The 17704-nt window shown below is 72.7% G+C and carries 14 protein-coding genes; 9 read left to right on the top strand and 5 right to left on the bottom strand.

Annotation, left to right across the window (positions count from 1 at the left end; all coding sequences use genetic code 11):
• Positions 1-944 precede the first annotated feature (944 nt).
• The 4 genes from ACGGAQ_RS08955 (at position 945) to ACGGAQ_RS08940 (ending at position 5491) form a co-directional block, all read left to right on the top strand.
• On the top strand, positions 945-2129 hold the full coding sequence (locus ACGGAQ_RS08955; protein ID WP_393046138.1) for a zinc-dependent alcohol dehydrogenase: 1185 nt from the start codon (positions 945-947) through the stop codon (positions 2127-2129).
• Positions 2126-3109 (top strand): SDR family NAD(P)-dependent oxidoreductase, encoded by a 984-nt coding sequence (locus ACGGAQ_RS08950; protein WP_393046135.1) that lies wholly within the window; start codon positions 2126-2128, stop codon positions 3107-3109. Before ACGGAQ_RS08955 ends, ACGGAQ_RS08950 begins: the two co-directional genes overlap by 4 nt.
• 106 nt (positions 3110-3215) lie before the next feature.
• A complete protein-coding gene (locus ACGGAQ_RS08945; protein WP_393046132.1) occupies positions 3216-4226 on the top strand; it encodes a serine hydrolase in 1011 nt (336 codons plus the stop codon).
• A 113-nt stretch (positions 4227-4339) separates the two neighbouring features.
• On the top strand, positions 4340-5491 hold the full coding sequence (locus ACGGAQ_RS08940) for an MBL fold metallo-hydrolase (RefSeq protein ID WP_393046129.1): 1152 nt from the start codon (positions 4340-4342) through the stop codon (positions 5489-5491).
• A 58-nt stretch (positions 5492-5549) separates the two neighbouring features.
• On the opposite strand, the gene ACGGAQ_RS08935 is transcribed toward ACGGAQ_RS08940, so the two are convergent.
• Positions 5550-7061, bottom strand: a complete 1512-nt coding sequence (locus tag ACGGAQ_RS08935) for a deoxyguanosinetriphosphate triphosphohydrolase family protein (protein WP_393046126.1) — start codon at positions 7059-7061, stop codon at positions 5550-5552.
• Between the two features lie 157 nt (positions 7062-7218).
• Here ACGGAQ_RS08935 and ACGGAQ_RS08930 point away from each other — a divergent pair, with 157 nt between their 5' ends.
• The 3 genes from ACGGAQ_RS08930 (at position 7219) to ACGGAQ_RS08920 (ending at position 11651) form a co-directional block, all read left to right on the top strand.
• Complete coding sequence (locus tag ACGGAQ_RS08930) at positions 7219-9696, top strand: Tex family protein (RefSeq protein WP_393046123.1); 2478 nt, start codon at positions 7219-7221, stop codon at positions 9694-9696.
• A 581-nt stretch (positions 9697-10277) separates the two neighbouring features.
• Positions 10278-11162, top strand: coding sequence for an aminoglycoside phosphotransferase family protein (locus ACGGAQ_RS08925; RefSeq protein WP_393046808.1), 885 nt, complete (start codon positions 10278-10280; stop codon positions 11160-11162).
• Positions 11163-11183: 21 nt separating this feature from the next.
• Entirely contained in the window at positions 11184-11651 is a 468-nt protein-coding gene (locus ACGGAQ_RS08920) for a hypothetical protein (RefSeq protein ID WP_393046120.1), read from the top strand.
• Here ACGGAQ_RS08920 and ACGGAQ_RS08915 read toward each other — a convergent pair.
• On the bottom strand, positions 11581-12528 hold the full coding sequence (locus tag ACGGAQ_RS08915) for a DUF389 domain-containing protein (protein WP_393046118.1): 948 nt from the start codon (positions 12526-12528) through the stop codon (positions 11581-11583). The two genes, ACGGAQ_RS08920 and ACGGAQ_RS08915, sit on opposite strands and share 71 nt — an antisense overlap.
• 251 nt (positions 12529-12779) lie before the next feature.
• Here ACGGAQ_RS08915 and ACGGAQ_RS08910 point away from each other — a divergent pair, with 251 nt between their 5' ends.
• Positions 12780-13442, top strand: coding sequence for a sugar transferase (locus ACGGAQ_RS08910; protein ID WP_393046805.1), 663 nt, complete (start codon positions 12780-12782; stop codon positions 13440-13442).
• Complete coding sequence (locus ACGGAQ_RS08905; protein WP_393046115.1) at positions 13439-14086, top strand: NeuD/PglB/VioB family sugar acetyltransferase; 648 nt, start codon at positions 13439-13441, stop codon at positions 14084-14086. The genes ACGGAQ_RS08910 and ACGGAQ_RS08905 overlap by 4 nt, the downstream gene beginning before the upstream one ends.
• Before the next feature lie 81 nt (positions 14087-14167).
• Here the strand turns inward: ACGGAQ_RS08905 and wecB are convergent, their stop codons facing one another.
• The 3 genes from wecB to ACGGAQ_RS08890 are packed head-to-tail and all read right to left on the bottom strand — an operon-like array spanning position 14168 to position 17473.
• On the bottom strand, positions 14168-15292 hold the full coding sequence (gene wecB / locus ACGGAQ_RS08900) for a non-hydrolyzing UDP-N-acetylglucosamine 2-epimerase (protein ID WP_393046112.1): 1125 nt from the start codon (positions 15290-15292) through the stop codon (positions 14168-14170).
• A 22-nt stretch (positions 15293-15314) separates the two neighbouring features.
• On the bottom strand, positions 15315-16439 hold the full coding sequence (locus tag ACGGAQ_RS08895; RefSeq protein WP_393046107.1) for an NAD-dependent epimerase/dehydratase family protein: 1125 nt from the start codon (positions 16437-16439) through the stop codon (positions 15315-15317).
• Positions 16433-17473, bottom strand: coding sequence for a polysaccharide biosynthesis protein (locus tag ACGGAQ_RS08890; RefSeq protein WP_393046104.1), 1041 nt, complete (start codon positions 17471-17473; stop codon positions 16433-16435). Before ACGGAQ_RS08890 ends, ACGGAQ_RS08895 begins: the two co-directional genes overlap by 7 nt.
• Between the last annotated feature and the right edge of the window lie 231 nt (positions 17474-17704).

Below are 17704 nucleotides of genomic sequence, written 5' to 3'. Positions count from 1 at the left end.
TGCTCCGGCCCATTGCTCCGGGCACCGGTTGGCAGCAAGCGCGGCAGGGCTTGGCGCCCGTGCCGGACGTTCGCTTGCGCTGCAGAGCCGGAGACCGGCCACGGCTCCACGCAGCCGACCCGACCTGGCTCGATCCTGGCCCCGCCCCGGGTTCGCCCCGGGCCCGGCCCGGCGCCCCGGCCCGGCGGCCGGGCCCGAGCGGATGATCCACTCCATATCGCCGATACGGCGGTGTCCGAGGGCTCGAATGCCGCCGCATCGGCGTAACGGAGTCGATCATGCCGCCGCACCCTCGGCGTACATGCCGCCTCGGTCCAGCACGGTGGACAAAAAGGGTGAATGCTAGCGACTCTCGCCGCTTTCGGAGGCGGTGAACGGGCAGCACGACCAGATCAACTCGGGTTCCAGGAAGCCGGCCTGTCCCGGCGCCCACGACACCCCGACTTCCTGGAACCTGAGTCGATCAAGGAGGGGCGACCGCCTCCCCATCAAGGCAGGAGCACATTGCGGCCACCCCGCACGGGCCAGAGACCACCGCGCCCAGCGACGACCACACCGACGCCGCCCAGCCCCGACCACGAACGGCCACGCCAACGTCGAACGCACGGACTGCAACCCAACACGAACCACGAACGGCCGCGCCAGCCCGAACGCGCGCACGACCCAGCCCAGACCACGAACGACGCCAGCAGCGAATGCACGGACGGCGACCAGCGCGGGCTGGGGGCGACCGTGCCCGGCGCAGGGATCAAGCCTGACCGCCCGGAGCCGGGCACGGTCGCCCCCAGCCCCAACCGCAACCACCAGCAAGCCCGCCGAACCAGGCAAGCCAGCAAGCCCGCCAAACCGCCAGCTGAACGCACCGACACGCCCACCGGTCGCAGCCGGTTCAACCGCCCACCCCCGGGTAGCAGTCAGACAGGACCGAGGGAGGGCAGCCGGACATGAAGGCGTTGACCTGGCACGGCAAGCGGGACGTACGGGTCGAGGAGGTGCCCGATCCCCGGATCGAGGAGCCGACCGATGCCATCGTCAAGATCACGTCTACGGCGATCTGCGGCTCGGATCTGCACCTGTACGAGGTGCTGGGGCCGTACCTGAAGCCCGGCGACGTCCTGGGTCACGAGCCGATGGGCATCGTCGAGGAGGTCGGGTCGGAGGTGACCGGGCTCAAGCCCGGCGACCGGGTGGTGGTGCCGTTCAACATCTCGTGCGGCAGTTGCTGGATGTGCCGCCGCCAGCTCTACGCCCAGTGTGAGACGACCCAGGTGACCAGCGAGGGCAAGGGCGCGGCGCTGTTCGGCTACACCTCGCTCTACGGTTCGGTGCCCGGCGGGCAGGCCGAGTACCTGCGCGTACCGCAGGCCCACTTCGGACCGATCGTCATCCCGCAGAGCGGCGCCGACGAGCGGTACCTCTACCTCTCCGACATCCTGCCCACGGCCTGGCAGGCGGTGAAGTACGCGGACACGCCACCGGGCGGCACGCTTGCCGTTTTCGGGCTGGGACCGGTCGGCCAGTTCTGCGCCCGGATCGGCCGTCACCTCGGCGCCGGCCGGGTCATCGGGCTGGACCTGGTGCCCGAGCGGTTGGAGCTGGCTCGCCGGCACGGCATCGAGGTGCTCGACGTCCGCGAGTTGTCCGACGTGCCGGGCGCGCTGATCGATCTGGTCGACGGGCGCGGGCCGGACGCCGTCATCGACGCGGTCGGCATGGAGGCGCACGGTTCGCCGGTCGGCAAGCTGGCCCACGCTGCCGTCGGGCTGCTGCCGGACAAGCTCGCCCAGACGATGACCGACCGGGTCGGCACGGACCGGCTCGCCGTCCTGCACGCCGCCGTGAAGGCGGTCCGTCGCGGCGGCACCGTGTCGCTCTCCGGCGTCTACGGCGGCGAGGCCGACCCGATGCCGATGATGGAGATGTTCGACCGGGGCATCCAGTTGCGCATGGGGCAGTGCCATGTGCGCCGGTGGACCGACGAGATCCTGCCGCTGCTCTCCGGCGACGACGACCCCCTGGGCGTGGAGGACCTGCGCACCCACCGGCTGCCGCTGAGCGAGGCGCCGCGGGCGTACGACATGTTTCAGAAGAAGGAGGACGGCTGCATCAAGGTCGTGCTCGCACCATGAGCCGGGTGGTGGTGGTCGCGGGCGCGACCAGCGGGATCGGCCGGGCGACGGCCCGGGCGTTCGCCGAGCGCGGCGACCGCCTGGTGCTCGCGGCCCGCGCGCCGCAGACCCTTGCCGAGGTACGCGAGGAGTGCGCGGACGTCGAGGTCCTGACCGTACCGACGGATGTCACCGAGGCGGGCGCGCTGGAGGCGCTGGCGGATGCGGCGATTGAGCGGTTCGGCCGCATCGACGTGTGGGTGCACACTGCGGCGGTGATGGCGTACGGGCGCTTTGACGAGTTGCCGGAGCGGGTGTTCGAGCAGGTGGTGCGGACCGACCTGCTGGCCGCCGCGGGTGCGGCCCGGGTCGCGCTGCGGCACTTCCGGGCCACCGGCGCCGGCACCCTGATCCTCACCGGGTCGGTGCTCGGGCACATCACCGCGCCTTACATGAGCGCCTACGTGACCAGCAAGTGGGGGTTGCAGGGGTTGGCCCGGACGATCCAGCAGGAGCTGCGCGACAGCCCGGAGATTCGGCTGTGCCTGGTCAACCCGGGCAGTGTGGACACGCCGGTGTACCAGCAGGCGGCCAACTACCTCGGTCGGGTCGGCCGGCCCCCACCGCCGGTCGCCGGGCCGCAGCGGGTGGCCCGGGCCATCGTCGACTGTGTCGACCGCCCCCGTCGGGAGGTGTCGGTGGGCCGGCTGAATGTGGTGCTGCGGGCCGGTTTCACGGTGCTGCCGGGCGTCTACGACGTGCTGGTCGGGCCGTTGATGCGGCTGGCCGGCCTGAGCGGGCGGCAGGTCCCGGCGCACGACGGCACGGTCTTCGCCCCGAATCCGGCCGGCGAGTCGGTCCGCGGCGGCCACCTGCCGGACCTGCGGCGGTTCGCCCGCGCCATGTCCGGCCCGGCCGTGCAGCTTCGCGGGCCGGCCGCGCGGCTCCGCGGGGCGGCCGCCGACGCGGTCGGCGCCGTGCTGCGGCGACGGCACGGCTGACCTGTCCGGGATCGTTCGGGACTTCTCTGGGGGCATCGTGCGTCGATCAACTCGCCTAGGGTGGTGGGCCGGCAAGCGCTCCGGCGCCCCACGATGGGAGAGACGATTGACCCTCCGACTGAACCGCAGGACGGCACTCGGACTGGGCACAGTGGCCACTGCCGGTACGGTGCTCGGCGCGGCCGCTCCGGCCAGCGCCGCTGAGAGCACCGAGGCGGCGCCGACCACCCCTGCCCGGGCTGCCAACCGGGTCGCCGCCGCCTTCACCCGGTACAGCACAGAGGCCGGTGGCAACTGGCAGGCGTACGTCAGTGTGGCCGACCCGGCGGGCCCGCCGGTCGTCGCGGTGACGACGGACGCGGACCGGCGGATCGAGGCGTACAGCGTCAACAAGATCGCGGTGGCCACGGCGGTGTTGGACAAGGTGGACCGCGGGCTGCTGGCGCTGGACCAGCGGGTCGAGGTGGCCGCCTCGATCGTGGTGCCGGGTGGCGATGGCATCTTCAGCCTGGACGGCGCGTACCCCAGCAGCGTGACCATCGGGCACGTGCTGGCCAACCTGCTGACCGTCTCCGACGACACGGCGGTGCGGCTGTGCGGGCTGGTCGCCCCTGCCGCCGAGATCAACTCGATACTGGTCGGCAAGGGTTTCCCGAACACCCAGGTCGAGCCGGTGGCCAACCCGAACCGCTTCTTCCTCGGCACCAGCACGCCCCGGGAGACCCACGACCTGCTGCGCGCCCTGGTCGCCGGCACGCTGCTGTCGCCGGCCTCGACGGCGCACCTGCTCGGGTTGCTGCGCTCCCCGGTGGCCTTCACGGACGGCATCCGGCGCACCATGTCGTCGGACGAGCGGGCCCGGATCGCCACCAAGGCGGGCTGGTTCGCCGACGCCCGGCACGAGGCCGGGGTGATCTTCGACCGGTCCGGCGCGGCGGTGCTGACCTACGCGCTCTTCGCCGACGGGCAGGCCGACCCGGACAACTTCGGTGCGACCCACCCGGCGGTGCAGGCCCGGGCCGCCATGGGTCCGAAGTTCCTGGCGGCGGTGGACCGTCTCGGCGGCACCGGCACGGCGTACCGGACGACCGCCCGCCGACCCAGCAACGGCGGCTGATCCCGCTGCCGGGTCGGTCGTCGGGTGACGACCGACCCGGTGCGGGCGACCGCCGGGGCGGGAACCGCCCGGGGGAACTACCGTGTAGTGCGGGACACGGCGGAGGGACGGCGATGGGGCCAGCGGAACGCACGAACGGGCAACGGTCACTCGGGCGACGGATGCGGGGAACGGCAGGGCTGGCCGCGCTCGCCGGCCTGGCCTGGGTGGCCCGGGATGTGCCCGCGGCGCTCGGCGGCCGGCTCGCCGGCGCCCGCGCCGAACGGGCGGCCCGCTCGCCACAGTTTCGCGACGGGACCTTCCACAACCAGGCCGACACCCGCACGATGGTCGCCGAGCCGGGTCGCAACCTGCTCCGAGAGCTGATCTTCGGCAAGCAGAAGCGGCGACCCACCGCGCCCGTGCCGCTGTTGCGCCCCAGCGCGTCGCCGGCCGCCGACATCGCCGACATCGCCGACGAGCTGAACATCGTCTGGTACGGCCACGCCTCGGCGCTCATCGAGATCGAGGGTCGGCGGGTCCTGCTCGACCCGGTGTGGAGTGACCGCTGCTCGCCGTCCGGGCTGGTCGGGCCGCGCCGACTGCACGAGCCGCCGGTACGCCTGGACGAGCTTCCCCCGCTGGACGCCATCCTGATCTCCCACGACCACTACGACCACCTGGACATGGCCACCGTGCGGGCGCTGGTGGCCGGGCAGTCGGCACCGTTCGTGGTGCCGCTCGGGGTGGGCGCCCACCTGGACCGGTGGGGTGTGCCCGCCGAGCGGATCATCGAGTTGGACTGGTCCGAGTCGCACCGGGTCGACGGGTTGGAGATCACCGCCACCGCCGCCCAACACTTCTCCGGCCGAGGGCTGCGTCGCGACGGCACCCTCTGGAGTTCCTGGGTGGTCGCCGGGGCCCGACGAAAGGTCTTCTACACCGGCGACTCCGGCTACTTCGCCGGGTACGCGGCGATCGGCGCGGAACACGGGCCGTTCGACGTGACGCTGATGCAGATCGGCGCGTACGACCGGGCGTGGCCGACCATCCACATGTTCCCGGAGGAGGCGGTCGACGCCCACCTGGACCTGCGCGGCGGGCTGTTCATCCCGGTGCACTGGGCGACGTTCAACCTGGCCCTGCACGACTGGTCCGAGCCGGTGAACCGGCTGTGGGCCGAGGCCAAGGCCCGCGACGTACGACTGGCCGTGCCCCGCCCCGGCGAGCGGGTGGTCGTCGACGACCCGCCCGCCGTCGACGGGTGGTGGCAGTCCGTCGCCTGACGTCCTCAGGCGGCTCTGACCCGGCCCGACGGTCGGGTCAGAGCACGATGGCCTCGGGTCAGAGCACGAAGGCGTCGGTCCAGAGCGCGCCGGAGCGGCCGGAGAGCGCGTCCAGCATCGCGACCGCCTGGCCGTCGGTGAGCTGCGCGACGAAGTCCACGATGGCGCGGCCCCGGGCGCGGCCGATCCGGTGCGGCGTACGCGGGTGCAGCTCCGCCTCGGCCAGCTCGACCAGGTCGTGCAGCCGGCGGGGCAGCCGGGACTCCTCCTCCGGGTCGAGCAGCCACTCCCACAGCGCCTCGACCAGGGTGCCCAGCAGCCGGGCCTGACCACGCTGGTGCAGGGCCAGGTCGGGGCGGGCCAGCACGAACCGGTGGTGGACGAACTTGAGCACCTGCACCTCGTGCCACTGCGCGCAGCCGAGCAGCACGTACCCGGAGCGCACCGACGGCTGGTCGGTCACCGTGATCGCCTCGACGAAACGGGTGGACCAGCGGGCGGAGAACCGCGACACGTACTGCTCCGCCTCGATCGAGCCGTCGAACGGCATCGCCAGCAGCCCTTCCACCAGCTCCTCGCGGACGTGCTCGACGGCGGCGGCGAACGCGTCGTCGTCGGCGATCCAGGCGTCCTTGCGGTGCAGTTGGCGGCGCAGGCGTTCGATGGCGGCGCCGGGCCGCCGGGAGGCCGTGGCCAGCGCCGCGTCGGTGATCGCCCGGAAGTGCCCGCTCTCGCGCTGCCACGCCATCAGCTCGGCCGAGACCGCACCCTGCTGGAGCACACCGACCCGGTAGAAGTCCTCCACGTCGTGGATGGCGTACGCGATGTCGTCGGCGGTGTCCATGACAGACGCCTCCACGGTCTGCTGCCAGTCCGGGATGCGGCCGGCGAACGGCTCCCGGGCCTGCCGCAGGTCGTCCAGCTCGGTCCGGTACGCCCCGAACTTCAACGAGCCGCTCTCCGGGTCGTCCGGCGGCGGGGTGGCACCGCGGGGCGGCGGGTCCAGCAGGCGCGGGTGCGGGTCGGGGTAGTCCAGCCGCGTCCACGGGTACTTCAGCATCGCCGCGCGGACCGCGGCGGTCAGGTCCAGCCCGGTGGTGGCCGCGCCCCGGATCTCGGTGCTCGTGACGATCCGGTACGACTGGGCGTTGCCCTCGAAACCGTCGGCGAGGCCGAGGCGCTGGCGGGCAAGCCGGTCGAGCACCCGCTCCCCCAGGTGCCCGAACGGTGGGTGGCCGAGGTCGTGGGCGAGCGCCGCGGCCTCCACCACGTCGGGGTCGCAGCCGCCGAGCTTGTCCAGCAGGCCGCGCCACCGGTCGTCGGCCGTCAGGCGCTCGGCGATCGCCCGGGCCACCTGGGCGACCTTCAGGCTGTGCGTGAGCCGGTTGTGCACCAGCAACCCGGAACCGACCGGGCTGATCACCTGGGTGACCCCTCCGAGCCGGGCGAAGAACGGCGAGCCGACGATCCGGTCCCGGTCGGCGCGGAACGGGTTGGCAGTGAGGTCGCCGAGGGCCCGGGCGCTGCCGCCGAAGAGCCGCCGGGCGCGCGGCTCCGCAGGTGATTCCATGATCGCCACGCTAGCGCAGGCCCGACGGGGGCTGTCGGCGGATCAACCCGGACGGGCGCGGTGGGCGAGACGGTGCGACCGGCCGGGCGCGGCGACAGCGGCCGGGGACGCCCGGCACAATGCAGGCGGTACCCACTCCCGAAGGCGGATCGAGATCGTGACCCAGTCTGTTCATCAGCGGATCGCCGACGAGCTCGGCGTGGCCGAGCGTCAGGTGCGGGCGGCCGTGGAGCTGCTCGACGGCGGCGCCACCGTGCCGTTCATCGCCCGCTACCGCAAGGAGGCCACCGGCCTGCTCGACGACACCCAGCTGCGCACCCTGGAGGAGCGGCTGCGCTACCTGCGGGAGCTGGACGAGCGGCGGGCCGCCGTGCTGGAGTCGATCCGCGGCCAGGGCAAGCTGGACGAGGCCCTGGAAGCGCAGATCATGGCCGCCGACTCGAAGTCGCGGCTGGAGGACATCTACCTGCCGTACAAGCCGAAGCGGCGGACCCGGGCGCAGATCGCCCGTGAGGCCGGGCTGGCGCCGCTGGCCGAGACGCTGCTGGCCGACCCGAGCCAGGATCCGCGGGCCACGGCCGCCGGGTTCGTCGACGCGGACAAGGGTGTCGCCGACGCCGCCGCCGCGCTGGAGGGCGCGCGGGCGATCCTCATCGAGACCTTCGCCGAGGACGCAGACCTGATCGGCACGCTGCGCGAGCAGATGTGGTCGCGGGGCCGTCTGGTGTCGCGGGTACGCGAGGGTCAGGAGACGGCCGGCGCCAAGTTCTCCGACTACTTCGACTTCTCCGAGCCGTACCCGAAGCTGCCCTCGCACCGGATCCTGGCGATGTTCCGGGGCGAGAAGGAGGGCGTGCTCGACCTGACCATGGAACCCGAGGAGGCCGGCGAGGCAGACGCCGTGCCGACGGGCCCGAGCCGGTACGAGGCGGTGATCGCCGGCCGGTTCGGGGTGTCCGACGCCGGCCGCCCGGCCGACCGCTGGCTGGCCGACACGGTCCGCTGGGCGTGGCGTACCCGGATCCTCATCCACCTCGGGGCCGACCTGCGGATGCGGCTGTGGCAGGCGGCCGAGGAGGAGGCCGTACGGGTCTTCGCCACCAACCTGCGTGACCTGCTGCTCGCCGCGCCGGCCGGCACCCGGCCCACGATGGGACTGGACCCGGGCCTGCGCACCGGGGTGAAGGTGGCCGTGGTGGACGCCACCGGCAAGGTGCTCGCCACCGACACGATCTACCCGCACGAGCCACGTCGACAGTGGGACGCGTCGATCGAGACCCTGGCCCGGCTGGCCGGGGCGCACGGAGTGGAGCTGGTCGCGATCGGCAACGGCACCGCCTCGCGGGAGACCGACAAGCTGGCCGGCGACCTGATCAAGCGGCACCCGCAGCTCAACCTGACCAAGGTGATGGTCTCCGAGGCCGGCGCGTCGGTCTACTCCGCGTCCGCGTACGCCTCGCAGGAACTGCCCGGGATGGACGTGTCGCTGCGCGGCGCGGTCTCCATCGCCCGCCGCCTCCAGGACCCGCTCGCCGAGCTGGTCAAGATCGACCCACGGTCGATCGGCGTCGGCCAGTACCAGCACGACCTGTCCGAGGTGAAGCTGTCCCGGTCGCTGGACGCGGTCGTGGAGGACTGCGTCAACGCGGTCGGGGTGGACGTCAACACGGCCTCCGCGCCGCTGCTGACCCGGGTCTCCGGGATCGGGGCCGGCCTAGCCGAGAACATCGTGCTGCACCGGGACGCCAACGGGCCGTTCCGCTCGCGGACCGAGCTGAAGAAGGTGGCCCGGCTCGGGCCGAAGGCGTTCGAGCAGTGCGCCGGCTTCCTGCGCATCCCCGACGGCGACGACCCGCTGGACTCCTCCAGCGTGCACCCCGAGGCGTACCCGGTGGTACGGCGCATCCTCGCCAGCACCGGTCAGGACCTGCGCTCGGTGATCGGCCGGAGCGCGATCCTGCGCGGGCTGCGGGCCACGGACTTCGTCGACGACCGGTTCGGCCTGCCCACCGTCACCGACATCCTCGCCGAGTTGGAGAAGCCGGGGCGCGACCCGCGACCGGAGTTCCGCACCGCCACCTTCGTCGAGGGGGTGGAGAAGATCGGTGACCTGACGCCGGGCATGGTGCTGGAGGGTGTGGTCACCAACGTGGCTGCCTTCGGCGCGTTCGTTGACGTCGGGGTCCACCAGGACGGTCTGGTGCACGTGTCGGCGATGTCCCGGACCTTCGTGAAGGACCCCCGCGAGGTGGTGAAGTCCGGCGACGTGGTCAAGGTCAGGGTGCTCGACGTGGACGTACCGCGTAAGCGGATCTCGCTGACCCTGCGCCTGGACGACGAGCCCGCCGCCACCGGTGGCGGTGGTCGGACGAGTCAGGAGGGCCGCGGCGGCCCGGCGCAGCGCGGACCGCAGGGAGGACCGCAGGGAGGACGCGGCGGACAGGACGGTCGCGGCGGGTCCGGTGGCGGCCAGGGCGGTTCCGGCGGTCGCGGCGGGTCCGGCGGTCGCGGCGGCCAGGGCGGGTCCGGCGGTCGCGGCAGCCAGGGCGCACGGGGCGGGCAGCAGCGGCAGGGCGCGCCGGCGCCGGCGAACGACGCGATGGCGGAGGCTCTGCGCCGCGCAGGATTGGCCTGATCCGTCAGCCAGCGCGAGGAAGCGCCGGGGATGCCCCGCAGGGGCGGTCATCCTCGGCGCCTCCCGGGCCCGGTCGCGCGGTGACCGACTCGCCGGGCCATCCGCAGGCCCTGTCGAGCTGCCCCACGTGTGGGGCGAGCGGGCTTTCCCACCGGAGGGGCGCGCGAGTTGCCCCACCCGCGGCGCGCGAGCTGCCCCACCGAAGGGGCGGGCGGGCTTTCCCACCGGGGGGCAGGCGAGCTGCCCCACCGAAGGGGCGGGCGAGGTGTCCCATGCCTCCAACCGCCCGCCCCGGGCCACGGCCCGGCTGGGCGCCTGCGGCTCCCGGTTTCCGTGCAGATCTTGGACAGTTTCCGTTCGGCGCGGACGGAAAGTGTCCAAGATCTGGAGTTGTCGGCCATTCCAGGCGAGCCCGCCCCAGATCTGGGGCAGCTCGACAGGGGGCGTTCGAAGGTCGGGTGCCGAGCGCGGCGATCCGTGACCGTGCCAGCCAGCGGCAGGCGGCGAGGCAGGCGGCAAGCGAGCGGACGGTAAACGATTCGCGTGTCGGCGGGGTTCTGGGTGATGATCTCGCGGTGCGAATGCATGCCGACCAGGTGGACGTGAGCGCGGACGTGGTTGCCGCGCTGGTGGCCGAACAGTTTCCGCGCTGGCGAGGGCTGCCGGTGCGCCCTCTCCGTTCGGCCGGCACGGTGAACGGCCTGTTCCGGCTCGGCACGGAATTCGTGCTGCGGTTTCCGCTGCGACCCTCCGCCGACCCCGCGCTGCGCGACGCGCTGCGGCAGGAGCAGGAACTCGCCGTGCTGCTCGCCGCGCACCTGCCGATCGCGGTGCCCGAACCGCTCGCCCTCGGTGCGCCGGGTGACGGGTACCCCGGGTGGTGGACGGCGTACCGGTTCATTCCCGGGGATACGGCCCAGCCCGACCGGATCGACGACCCGGACGTCTTCGCCCGTGACCTGGCCGCCGTCGTGGTCGCCCTGCACGGCATCGACACCGGCGGACGGTCGTGGCCGGGGTTCGGCCGGGGCGGGCCCCTGGCGGACCAGGATGCCGACGTACGGGCCGCGCTCGCCGTCAGTGGCGAACTCACCGACACCGCCGCGCTCGCCGAGGTGTGGGACCGGTGCCGGAACGCGCGCCGGGACGACCCGGCCGACGTGTGGATCCACGCCGACCTGATGCCGGGCAACCTGCTCGTGCGCGACGGGCGGCTGGCCGCGGTCATCGACCTGGAGTTGGTCCAGGTCGGCGACCCCGCGGTGGATCTGATGCCGGCGTGGAACCTGTTGGACCCCGGGCCGCGCCAGACGTACCGGCGGGCGTTGGGCGTGGACGACGCCACCTGGGAGCGGGGGCGCGGCTGGGCCCTGGCTCAGGGGATCAACGCGCTGCCGTACTACGTCGACACCAACCCGGTGATGGCCGACATCGCCCGGCAGACCCTGCGGGCCGTGCTCGACTGAGTCGGGGCGTACCGTCGGCTCGTGGGTGAGGACGACGGCCGCGAGTGGCGGGAGCGGCAGCAGCGCGCGGTGCGGGCGCACGCCGACGCGGACGCGCGGCGGCGGGCCGCCGAGCAGGCGCAGGCCGCGGAGCTGGTGGCCTGGTTCGTGGCCGAGGCCACCCGGCGCGGGCTGCTCACCACGCGCCTGGTCGCCCGGGGTTACGACGGGCGCGGGCGCTATCGGACCCGGCTGACCGGCTGGTACGTCGACCGGGCAGAGACCCGGGCGGTGGACGTGGCCGGGCGGTTCCACCTGCTGACCGTGCCCGGCGGCCTGCGGGCCCGGCTGTTCGGCGTCGACCCGCAGCCCAGCCCGCCACCGCTGGTGGTGGGGGCGGGCGGCCGCGACGGCGAGTCGATCCCGCTGCGGACCCTGCTCAACCGGCGGCTGGACGACGGGACCGACGAGCCAGGTTCCACCACCAGAGCTGCTGCACCACGAGCGTGAGCAGCCCGGCCAGGACGATCGCGCACACGTTGATCACCAACTGGAGGGCCGAGCCGCCGGCCTCGTCCCACACTCCGTAGGCGGCGGCGACCGCCACGTTCGCCGCGGCCGGGACCGTTGTCACCGAGATCAGCACCCCGACGAGGCTGCCCGACTTCTTCGAGGTCAACGAGAGCATGCCGGCCACCCCGGCGAGCAGGCCGACGACCCAGGACAGCGCGTCCGGTCGCCAGATGAAGTCGGTGAGCGGCCGCTCGGCGAGCAGCATCTCCTTGCTGACCAGACCGGCGGCGGTCAGGGCCCAGGTGCTCAGCACGGTCGCCACCATGGCCGCCAGGAAGCCGACCGTCAGGGCCTGCACCGACCGGCCGATCACGCCAAGGCGGCGGCGCAGCAGCGCCACGCAGAGCGCGGCGAGCGGGCCGAACTCGGGCCCGACCACCATCGCGCCGACGATGAGGATCGGCTGGTCCAGCAGCACACCGATGCCGGCGATCATCGTCGCCACGATGATCAGCACCAGGTAGGTGCCGGACAGTTCGGTCTGCTCGCCGGTCTTCGCGGCGATCTCGTCCCAGACCACCGCGTCGGCGCCACTACCGGGCGCCTCCTGGGCCGCGCGGTCGGCCGCCGCGGAGATGGTCAGCTCGACGTCGTCGGCGGCGATGCCACCGGTGGTGTCCACCCCGATGCGTTGCAGCCCGTGCAGCACCCCGTCGGCGCTCTCCCGTACCACGTCGCAGAGGACGAGATCGCCCTCCGGCTGCCGCGCGGCGCCCGGCAGCACGGCCAGGTGGGTCACCCCCGCGTCCGCGGACAGCAGGTCGACGACCTCGTTCGATCGATCCGCCGGGACGATCACCCTCAGGTGCAGCACTCGTTCTCCCTGGTGTGGACGTACCGCGGCCGGCAGGACTCTACCGGCTGCCCGGGTGGCTCGCCGAAACGCGAAAGGCCAACCAGGTCGATTCGCCGCAGAATTGGCGAAACCTCTCATCCACTGCCATAGGGCTTGATACAACCATTGTGGTCTTTCATCACCTTTGATCGGAGGCGCCGTCCGTGGGTCAGATCCACCACCGTCCCCTCAAGGCGCGCGGCGGCGCGACCGTCACCGACGACCCGGTCTTGGGCTCCTTTGCCCCCTACGACACCGCCAAGCGCGTGCTGGACGTGTTCCTGGCCGCCACCGGTCTGCTGCTGGCGGCCCCGGTGCTCACCGCCGTGGCGCTGGCGGTGCTGGTCACCATGGGCCGGCCGGTGCTGTTCCGGCAGGCCCGGCCGGGCCGCGGCGGCCAGCTCTTCCAGTTGGTCAAGTTCCGCTCGATGACCGTCAGCGGCGAGGACAGCGCACCGGCCAACGACGGCGACCGACTCACGCCGTTCGGCCGCTGGCTGCGGACCACCAGCCTCGACGAGCTGCCCCAGCTGTGGAACGTGCTGCGCGGGGAGATGAGCCTGGTCGGGCCGCGTCCGCTGCTGCCGGCGTACCTGACCCGGTACACGCCGGAGCAGTTCCGCCGCCACGACGTCCGGCCCGGCATCACCGGCCTCCAGCAGGTCTACGGGCGCAACGCGTTGAGCTGGGAGGAACGGTTCGCGCTCGACGTGCGCTACGTACGGAACCGCTCGCTCGCGCTGGACCTGCGCATCCTGCTCCGCACGGTCCGGATCGTGCTGCGCCGCGAGGGCATCACGGCGCCCGGCGCCGCCACCGCCCGCGAATACCTCGGCCCGTCCGACCTCGCCACCGCCGGCAGCGGCCACTCTCCGGGGACGGGCAGCCGGTGAGCCTGGACATCGTCATCGTCGGCTGCGGTGGCCACGGCCGGGAGGTGGTGGGCATCATCCGGGCCGTCAACGCCGCCGCCATCGGCGACCCGGTCTGGCGGATCCGCGGCGTCGTCGACGACCGGCCCAGCGAAGCCAACCTGAAGCGGGTGCAGCGGCTGGAGGTGCCCTATCTGGGCAGCACCGCTCGTCTCGGTGACCAGCCCGCCGGCACGTACCTGGCGCTCGGCATCGGGGACCCGGCCGCCCGGCGGGCGGTGGACCGGCGGGTGGCCGGCCACGGGCTGCCCGCCGCGGTACTGGTCCACCCGGACGCGACCGTCGGCCCGGACGCCGCGTACGGCGAGGGTCTGATCGCGTTTCCCGGGGCCCGGGTCACCACGAACGTCACACTCGGACGGCACGTGCACCTCAATCAGAACAGCGCCGTGGCGCACGACTGCGAGGTGGGTGACCACGTGTCGGTCAACCCGCTCGGCGCGGTCTCCGGCGACTGCCGGCTGGGCGACGGCGTGCTGATCGGAGCGGGAGCGGTGGTGTTGCAGGGGCTGCGGGTCGGCGCCGGCGCCATCGTCGGCGCGGGGGCCTGCGTGGTCCGGGACGTGCCAGCCGACACCGTCGTCAAGGGAGTCCCGGCCCGGTGAGCCCTGACGGCGCCTCCGGCGCCCGTACGACGAAGGGCGGCCGGTGGCCGGTCCCGCCGGACCACCGACCGCCCGCCGACGTCAGTGCCGGATGCCGGCCCAGTCGTGGTGGCGGCGAACGGTGGACAGGATGAAGTCGACCACCCGCCGGGAGGTGTCGGGCACCTGGTAGTCGACCGGGCAGGGCACTCCCTGGGCGGCGACCTGCGCCACCGTCACCTCGACCGCCTCGACGACGCCCTGCGGGTCCAGACCGGTCATGATGATGCCCCCGGCGTCGAGCGCTTCCGGGCGCTCGATCGACTCGCGCAGGGTCACCGCGGGGAAACCGAGGATGGCGGCCTCCTCGCTGATCGTCCCGCTGTCCGACAACGTGCAGTACGCCCGGGTCTGCAGGTGTACGTAGTCGAGCAGGCCGAAGGGGTCGTGAAAGGCGATGCCGTCCAGGGCGGTGGCGTCCGGGGCGAGCGCCTCCAGGCGCTTGCGGGTCCGGGGGTGGGTGGAGACCAGAACCGGGAACCCCCACCGGTCGCGGACGGCGACGAGGCAGTCGAGCAGCCGCTGGAGCCGGTCGGGCCGGTCCACGTTCTCCTCGCGGTGCGCGCTGACCAGGAAGTAGCGGCCCCGGTCGAGTTCGAGCTGACGCAGGATCGTCGAGCTGGCGATCGGCGCGCGGTAGTGCTCCAGGACCTCCCGCATCGGCGAGCCGGTGTGCAGGATGCGGCGCGGGTGCAGACCCTCGGCGAGCAGGTTGCGCCGGGCGTGTTCCGTGTAGACGAGATTGAAGTCGGCGACGTGGTCGACCAGCCGCCGGTTGGTCTCCTCCGGGACGTTCAGGTCGAAGCAGCGGTTGCCGGCCTCCATGTGGTAAACCGGCACCCGCATCCGGCGGGCCATCAGGGCGGCGATGCAGCTGTTGGTGTCCCCGAGCACCAGCAGGGCGTCGGGTCGCACCTCGGCGATCGCCGCCTCCATGCCGACCAGCACCCCGCCGAGCACCCGGCCCAGCGACGAGGTGTCGACGCGCAGGAATCGGTCGGGTTCGCGCAGGCGCAGCTCGGAGAAGAACACGTCGGAGAGGGTGCTGTCCCAGTTCTGCCCGGTGTGCACCAGCACGTGGTCGACGGTCTCGTCGAGCCGGGCCAGCACCCGGGACAGTCGGATGATCTCCGGGCGGGTGCCGACGACTGTCATCACACGGGTCATGGGGTATCCCTTCGCCTGTCGCTCACCGGACGCCGGCTGGCACGCGGTGTTCGCCACCGACCGGCTCCGGCCAGGTGTCCGGCCGCTGCGGGTCGAACAGCTCGTTGGTCCAGAAGAGGGTGAGCAGCTCGTCCGGGCCGGTGTTGGTGATGTTGTGCGCCCACATGGTCGGCATGTCGATGACGACCGGTTCGTCGCCGCTGACCGGAAACCGGACGACGTCGGTGTCGCCGACCCGGCGCAGGCTGATCTCGGCGGTGCCGCGCAGCACCACGAACCGTTCCACCTTGGCCAGGTGGAAGTGCTCGCCGCGGGTGATGCCGGGCAGGGTCGTCGAGCAGAACGTCTGCCCCGCTCCCCCGTGGGTCTTGACCGTCTCGACCAGCGCGCCGCGGGCGTCGGCCCGGCGGGGCAGGGCGAGCGGATAGTGCGCCGGGAAGCAGTGCGACCGGTAGGTGTTGAACAGCCGTACGTCGTGCCGGTCGCGCAATGGCGGGATCTCTCCGGTGCGGTAGATCCCGGCGTACGAGGTGAGCTGGTCGGCGAGGTCACGGACACCGATGCGCAGCGCCGGCATCGCCGGATCCCAGGAGCCGCCCACCGCCACGCCGGCCAGCCGGGCCGCCGCGTCGGTGACGTGCACGAGGTCCATCTCCCGGTCGGCGTGCACCTCGGGCTGGCCACCCTCGGCGAGCACCCGGCAGAAGGTGGCGACCGCGGAGTTGTACCAGGGCCGGCCGTGCTCGCCGTACAGGTTGGGCAGGAGCACGTCGTCCAGGGCCACGCCGGTGGCGGCGAGCAGACCGGCCGCGGTGGCCTTGGCATCGCCGTACGGGGTGCCGTTGCCTGCCTGGACCGAGTTGGCGAAGACCACTGTGGCGGGCGGGTCCGGGCAGGCCCGCAGGCCGTTGGCGAGCTGGGCGGCGAGTTGGACGTTGCCGGCGGCCACGTCGGCGGGCTCACCGCGGTTGACCCCGGCCAGGTGCAGCACCCGGTCCACGCCGGCGACCTTGCGGGCGACCACCGCCGGGTCGGCCAGGTCGGCGCGGGTGAGCACCCTCGGCTCGGGCCAGCCCAACGCGTGCAGCAGGACGCGCACGTGCCAGCCGAGGAAGCCGCCAGCGCCGGTGACGGCGAGGCTCAGCACGCCAGCACCGGGTCGCGCAGCGCCAGCTCCGCCCGGATCTCCGGCAGCGTCTTGAGCAGCTCCACCACCTCCGGTACGCCGAGCCGGGTGGCGTTGGCGGAGTTGAAGTCCTCGCGGGGCACGTCGCGCAGATCGCCCTCGGAGACGTAGAGCGCGTAGTTGAGGTCCCGAGCGTCCAGCGGCACCCGGAAGAAATCGCCGAAGTCGTCCGCCTGGGCGAGCTCCTCGCGGCTCGCGAGGGTTTCGTGCCACTTCTCGCTGTGCCGTACGCCGATCACGTCCAGCTTGAACGGCACGTCGAAGAGCTGGCAGACCGCCTCGGCGAGGTCGCCGATGGTGCAGGCGGCGGCCTTGCGGATGAACACGTCGCCGGGGCGGGCATGGTGGAACGCGTGCTCGACGAGATCGACCGAGTCGGCCAGCGACATGAGGAAACGGGTCATGGCGGGTTCGGTGACGGTGGGTGCGCGGCCGGCCTTGATCTGCTCGACGAACAGCGGGATCACCGAGCCGCGGGAGTACATCACGTTGCCGTACCGGACGCAGGAGACGGTGGTGGAGCTGTTCGGGTTGTTCCGGGCGTACGCCTGGGCGACCTTCTCCATCAGCGCCTTGCTCATGCCCATGGCGTTCACCGGGTAGACGGCCTTGTCGGTGCTGAGGACGACCACCGAGCTGACCCCGTTGTGCGCGGCGGCCTCGACCACGTTGCCGCTACCGAGGATGTTGGTGCGTACCGCCTCGAGGGGGAAGAACTCGCAGGACGGCACCTGCTTGAGCGCCGCCGCGTGGAAGACGAAGTCGACGCCCCGGGTGGCGCGCAGCACGGTGTCGACGTCGCGGACGTCGCCGACGTGGTAGCGAACCCGCTCGTCGCCGATCGACCGGCGCATGGCGTCCTGCTTGGCCTCGTCCCGGCTGAGGATCCGCACCTCGGCGACATCACGGTCGAGCAACCGCCGAGCCATGGTCTGTCCAAAGGATCCGGTCCCGCCGGTGATCAGCACCCGGCGACCCGCGGTCATCACGCTCATCGGTTCTCCCGTTCGTTATCCGACGGGCGGCTTCCACCCGCCACCCCCGGGGCGGAGCACGACGCGCCACGGTCCGGGCACCGGCTTCCGACGGTCAGGTTGGACCCCTCGCCGGATACGGCACCCGGGTCAACGAATGCTCTGAGGAGCAGATACGCGTTCGGTGTCAAAAGGGAGTAATTACCCAACAGCGCCATAAAGACCGACGAGTTGTGTGCCCGCCGACGGGTG

It is taken from the genome of Micromonospora sp. NPDC047557 (assembly GCF_043205095.1).
Lineage (GTDB): Bacteria > Actinomycetota > Actinomycetes > Mycobacteriales > Micromonosporaceae > Micromonospora.
This window is presented reverse-complemented; position numbering and strand designations above follow the sequence as displayed.

Coding starts and splice junctions, on each gene's coding strand:
- ACGGAQ_RS08935 (WP_393046126.1), bottom strand. CDS start 7,061: ATGGAATCACCTGCGGAGCCGCGCGCCCGGCGGCTCTTCGGCGGCAGC.
- ACGGAQ_RS08890 (WP_393046104.1), bottom strand. CDS start 17,473: ATGAGCGTGATGACCGCGGGTCGCCGGGTGCTGATCACCGGCGGGACC.
- ACGGAQ_RS08940 (WP_393046129.1), top strand. CDS start 4,340: ATGGGGCCAGCGGAACGCACGAACGGGCAACGGTCACTCGGGCGACGG.
- ACGGAQ_RS08950 (WP_393046135.1), top strand. CDS start 2,126: ATGAGCCGGGTGGTGGTGGTCGCGGGCGCGACCAGCGGGATCGGCCGG.
- wecB (WP_393046112.1), bottom strand. CDS start 15,292: ATGACCCGTGTGATGACAGTCGTCGGCACCCGCCCGGAGATCATCCGA.
- ACGGAQ_RS08955 (WP_393046138.1), top strand. CDS start 945: ATGAAGGCGTTGACCTGGCACGGCAAGCGGGACGTACGGGTCGAGGAG.
- ACGGAQ_RS08925 (WP_393046808.1), top strand. CDS start 10,278: ATGCATGCCGACCAGGTGGACGTGAGCGCGGACGTGGTTGCCGCGCTG.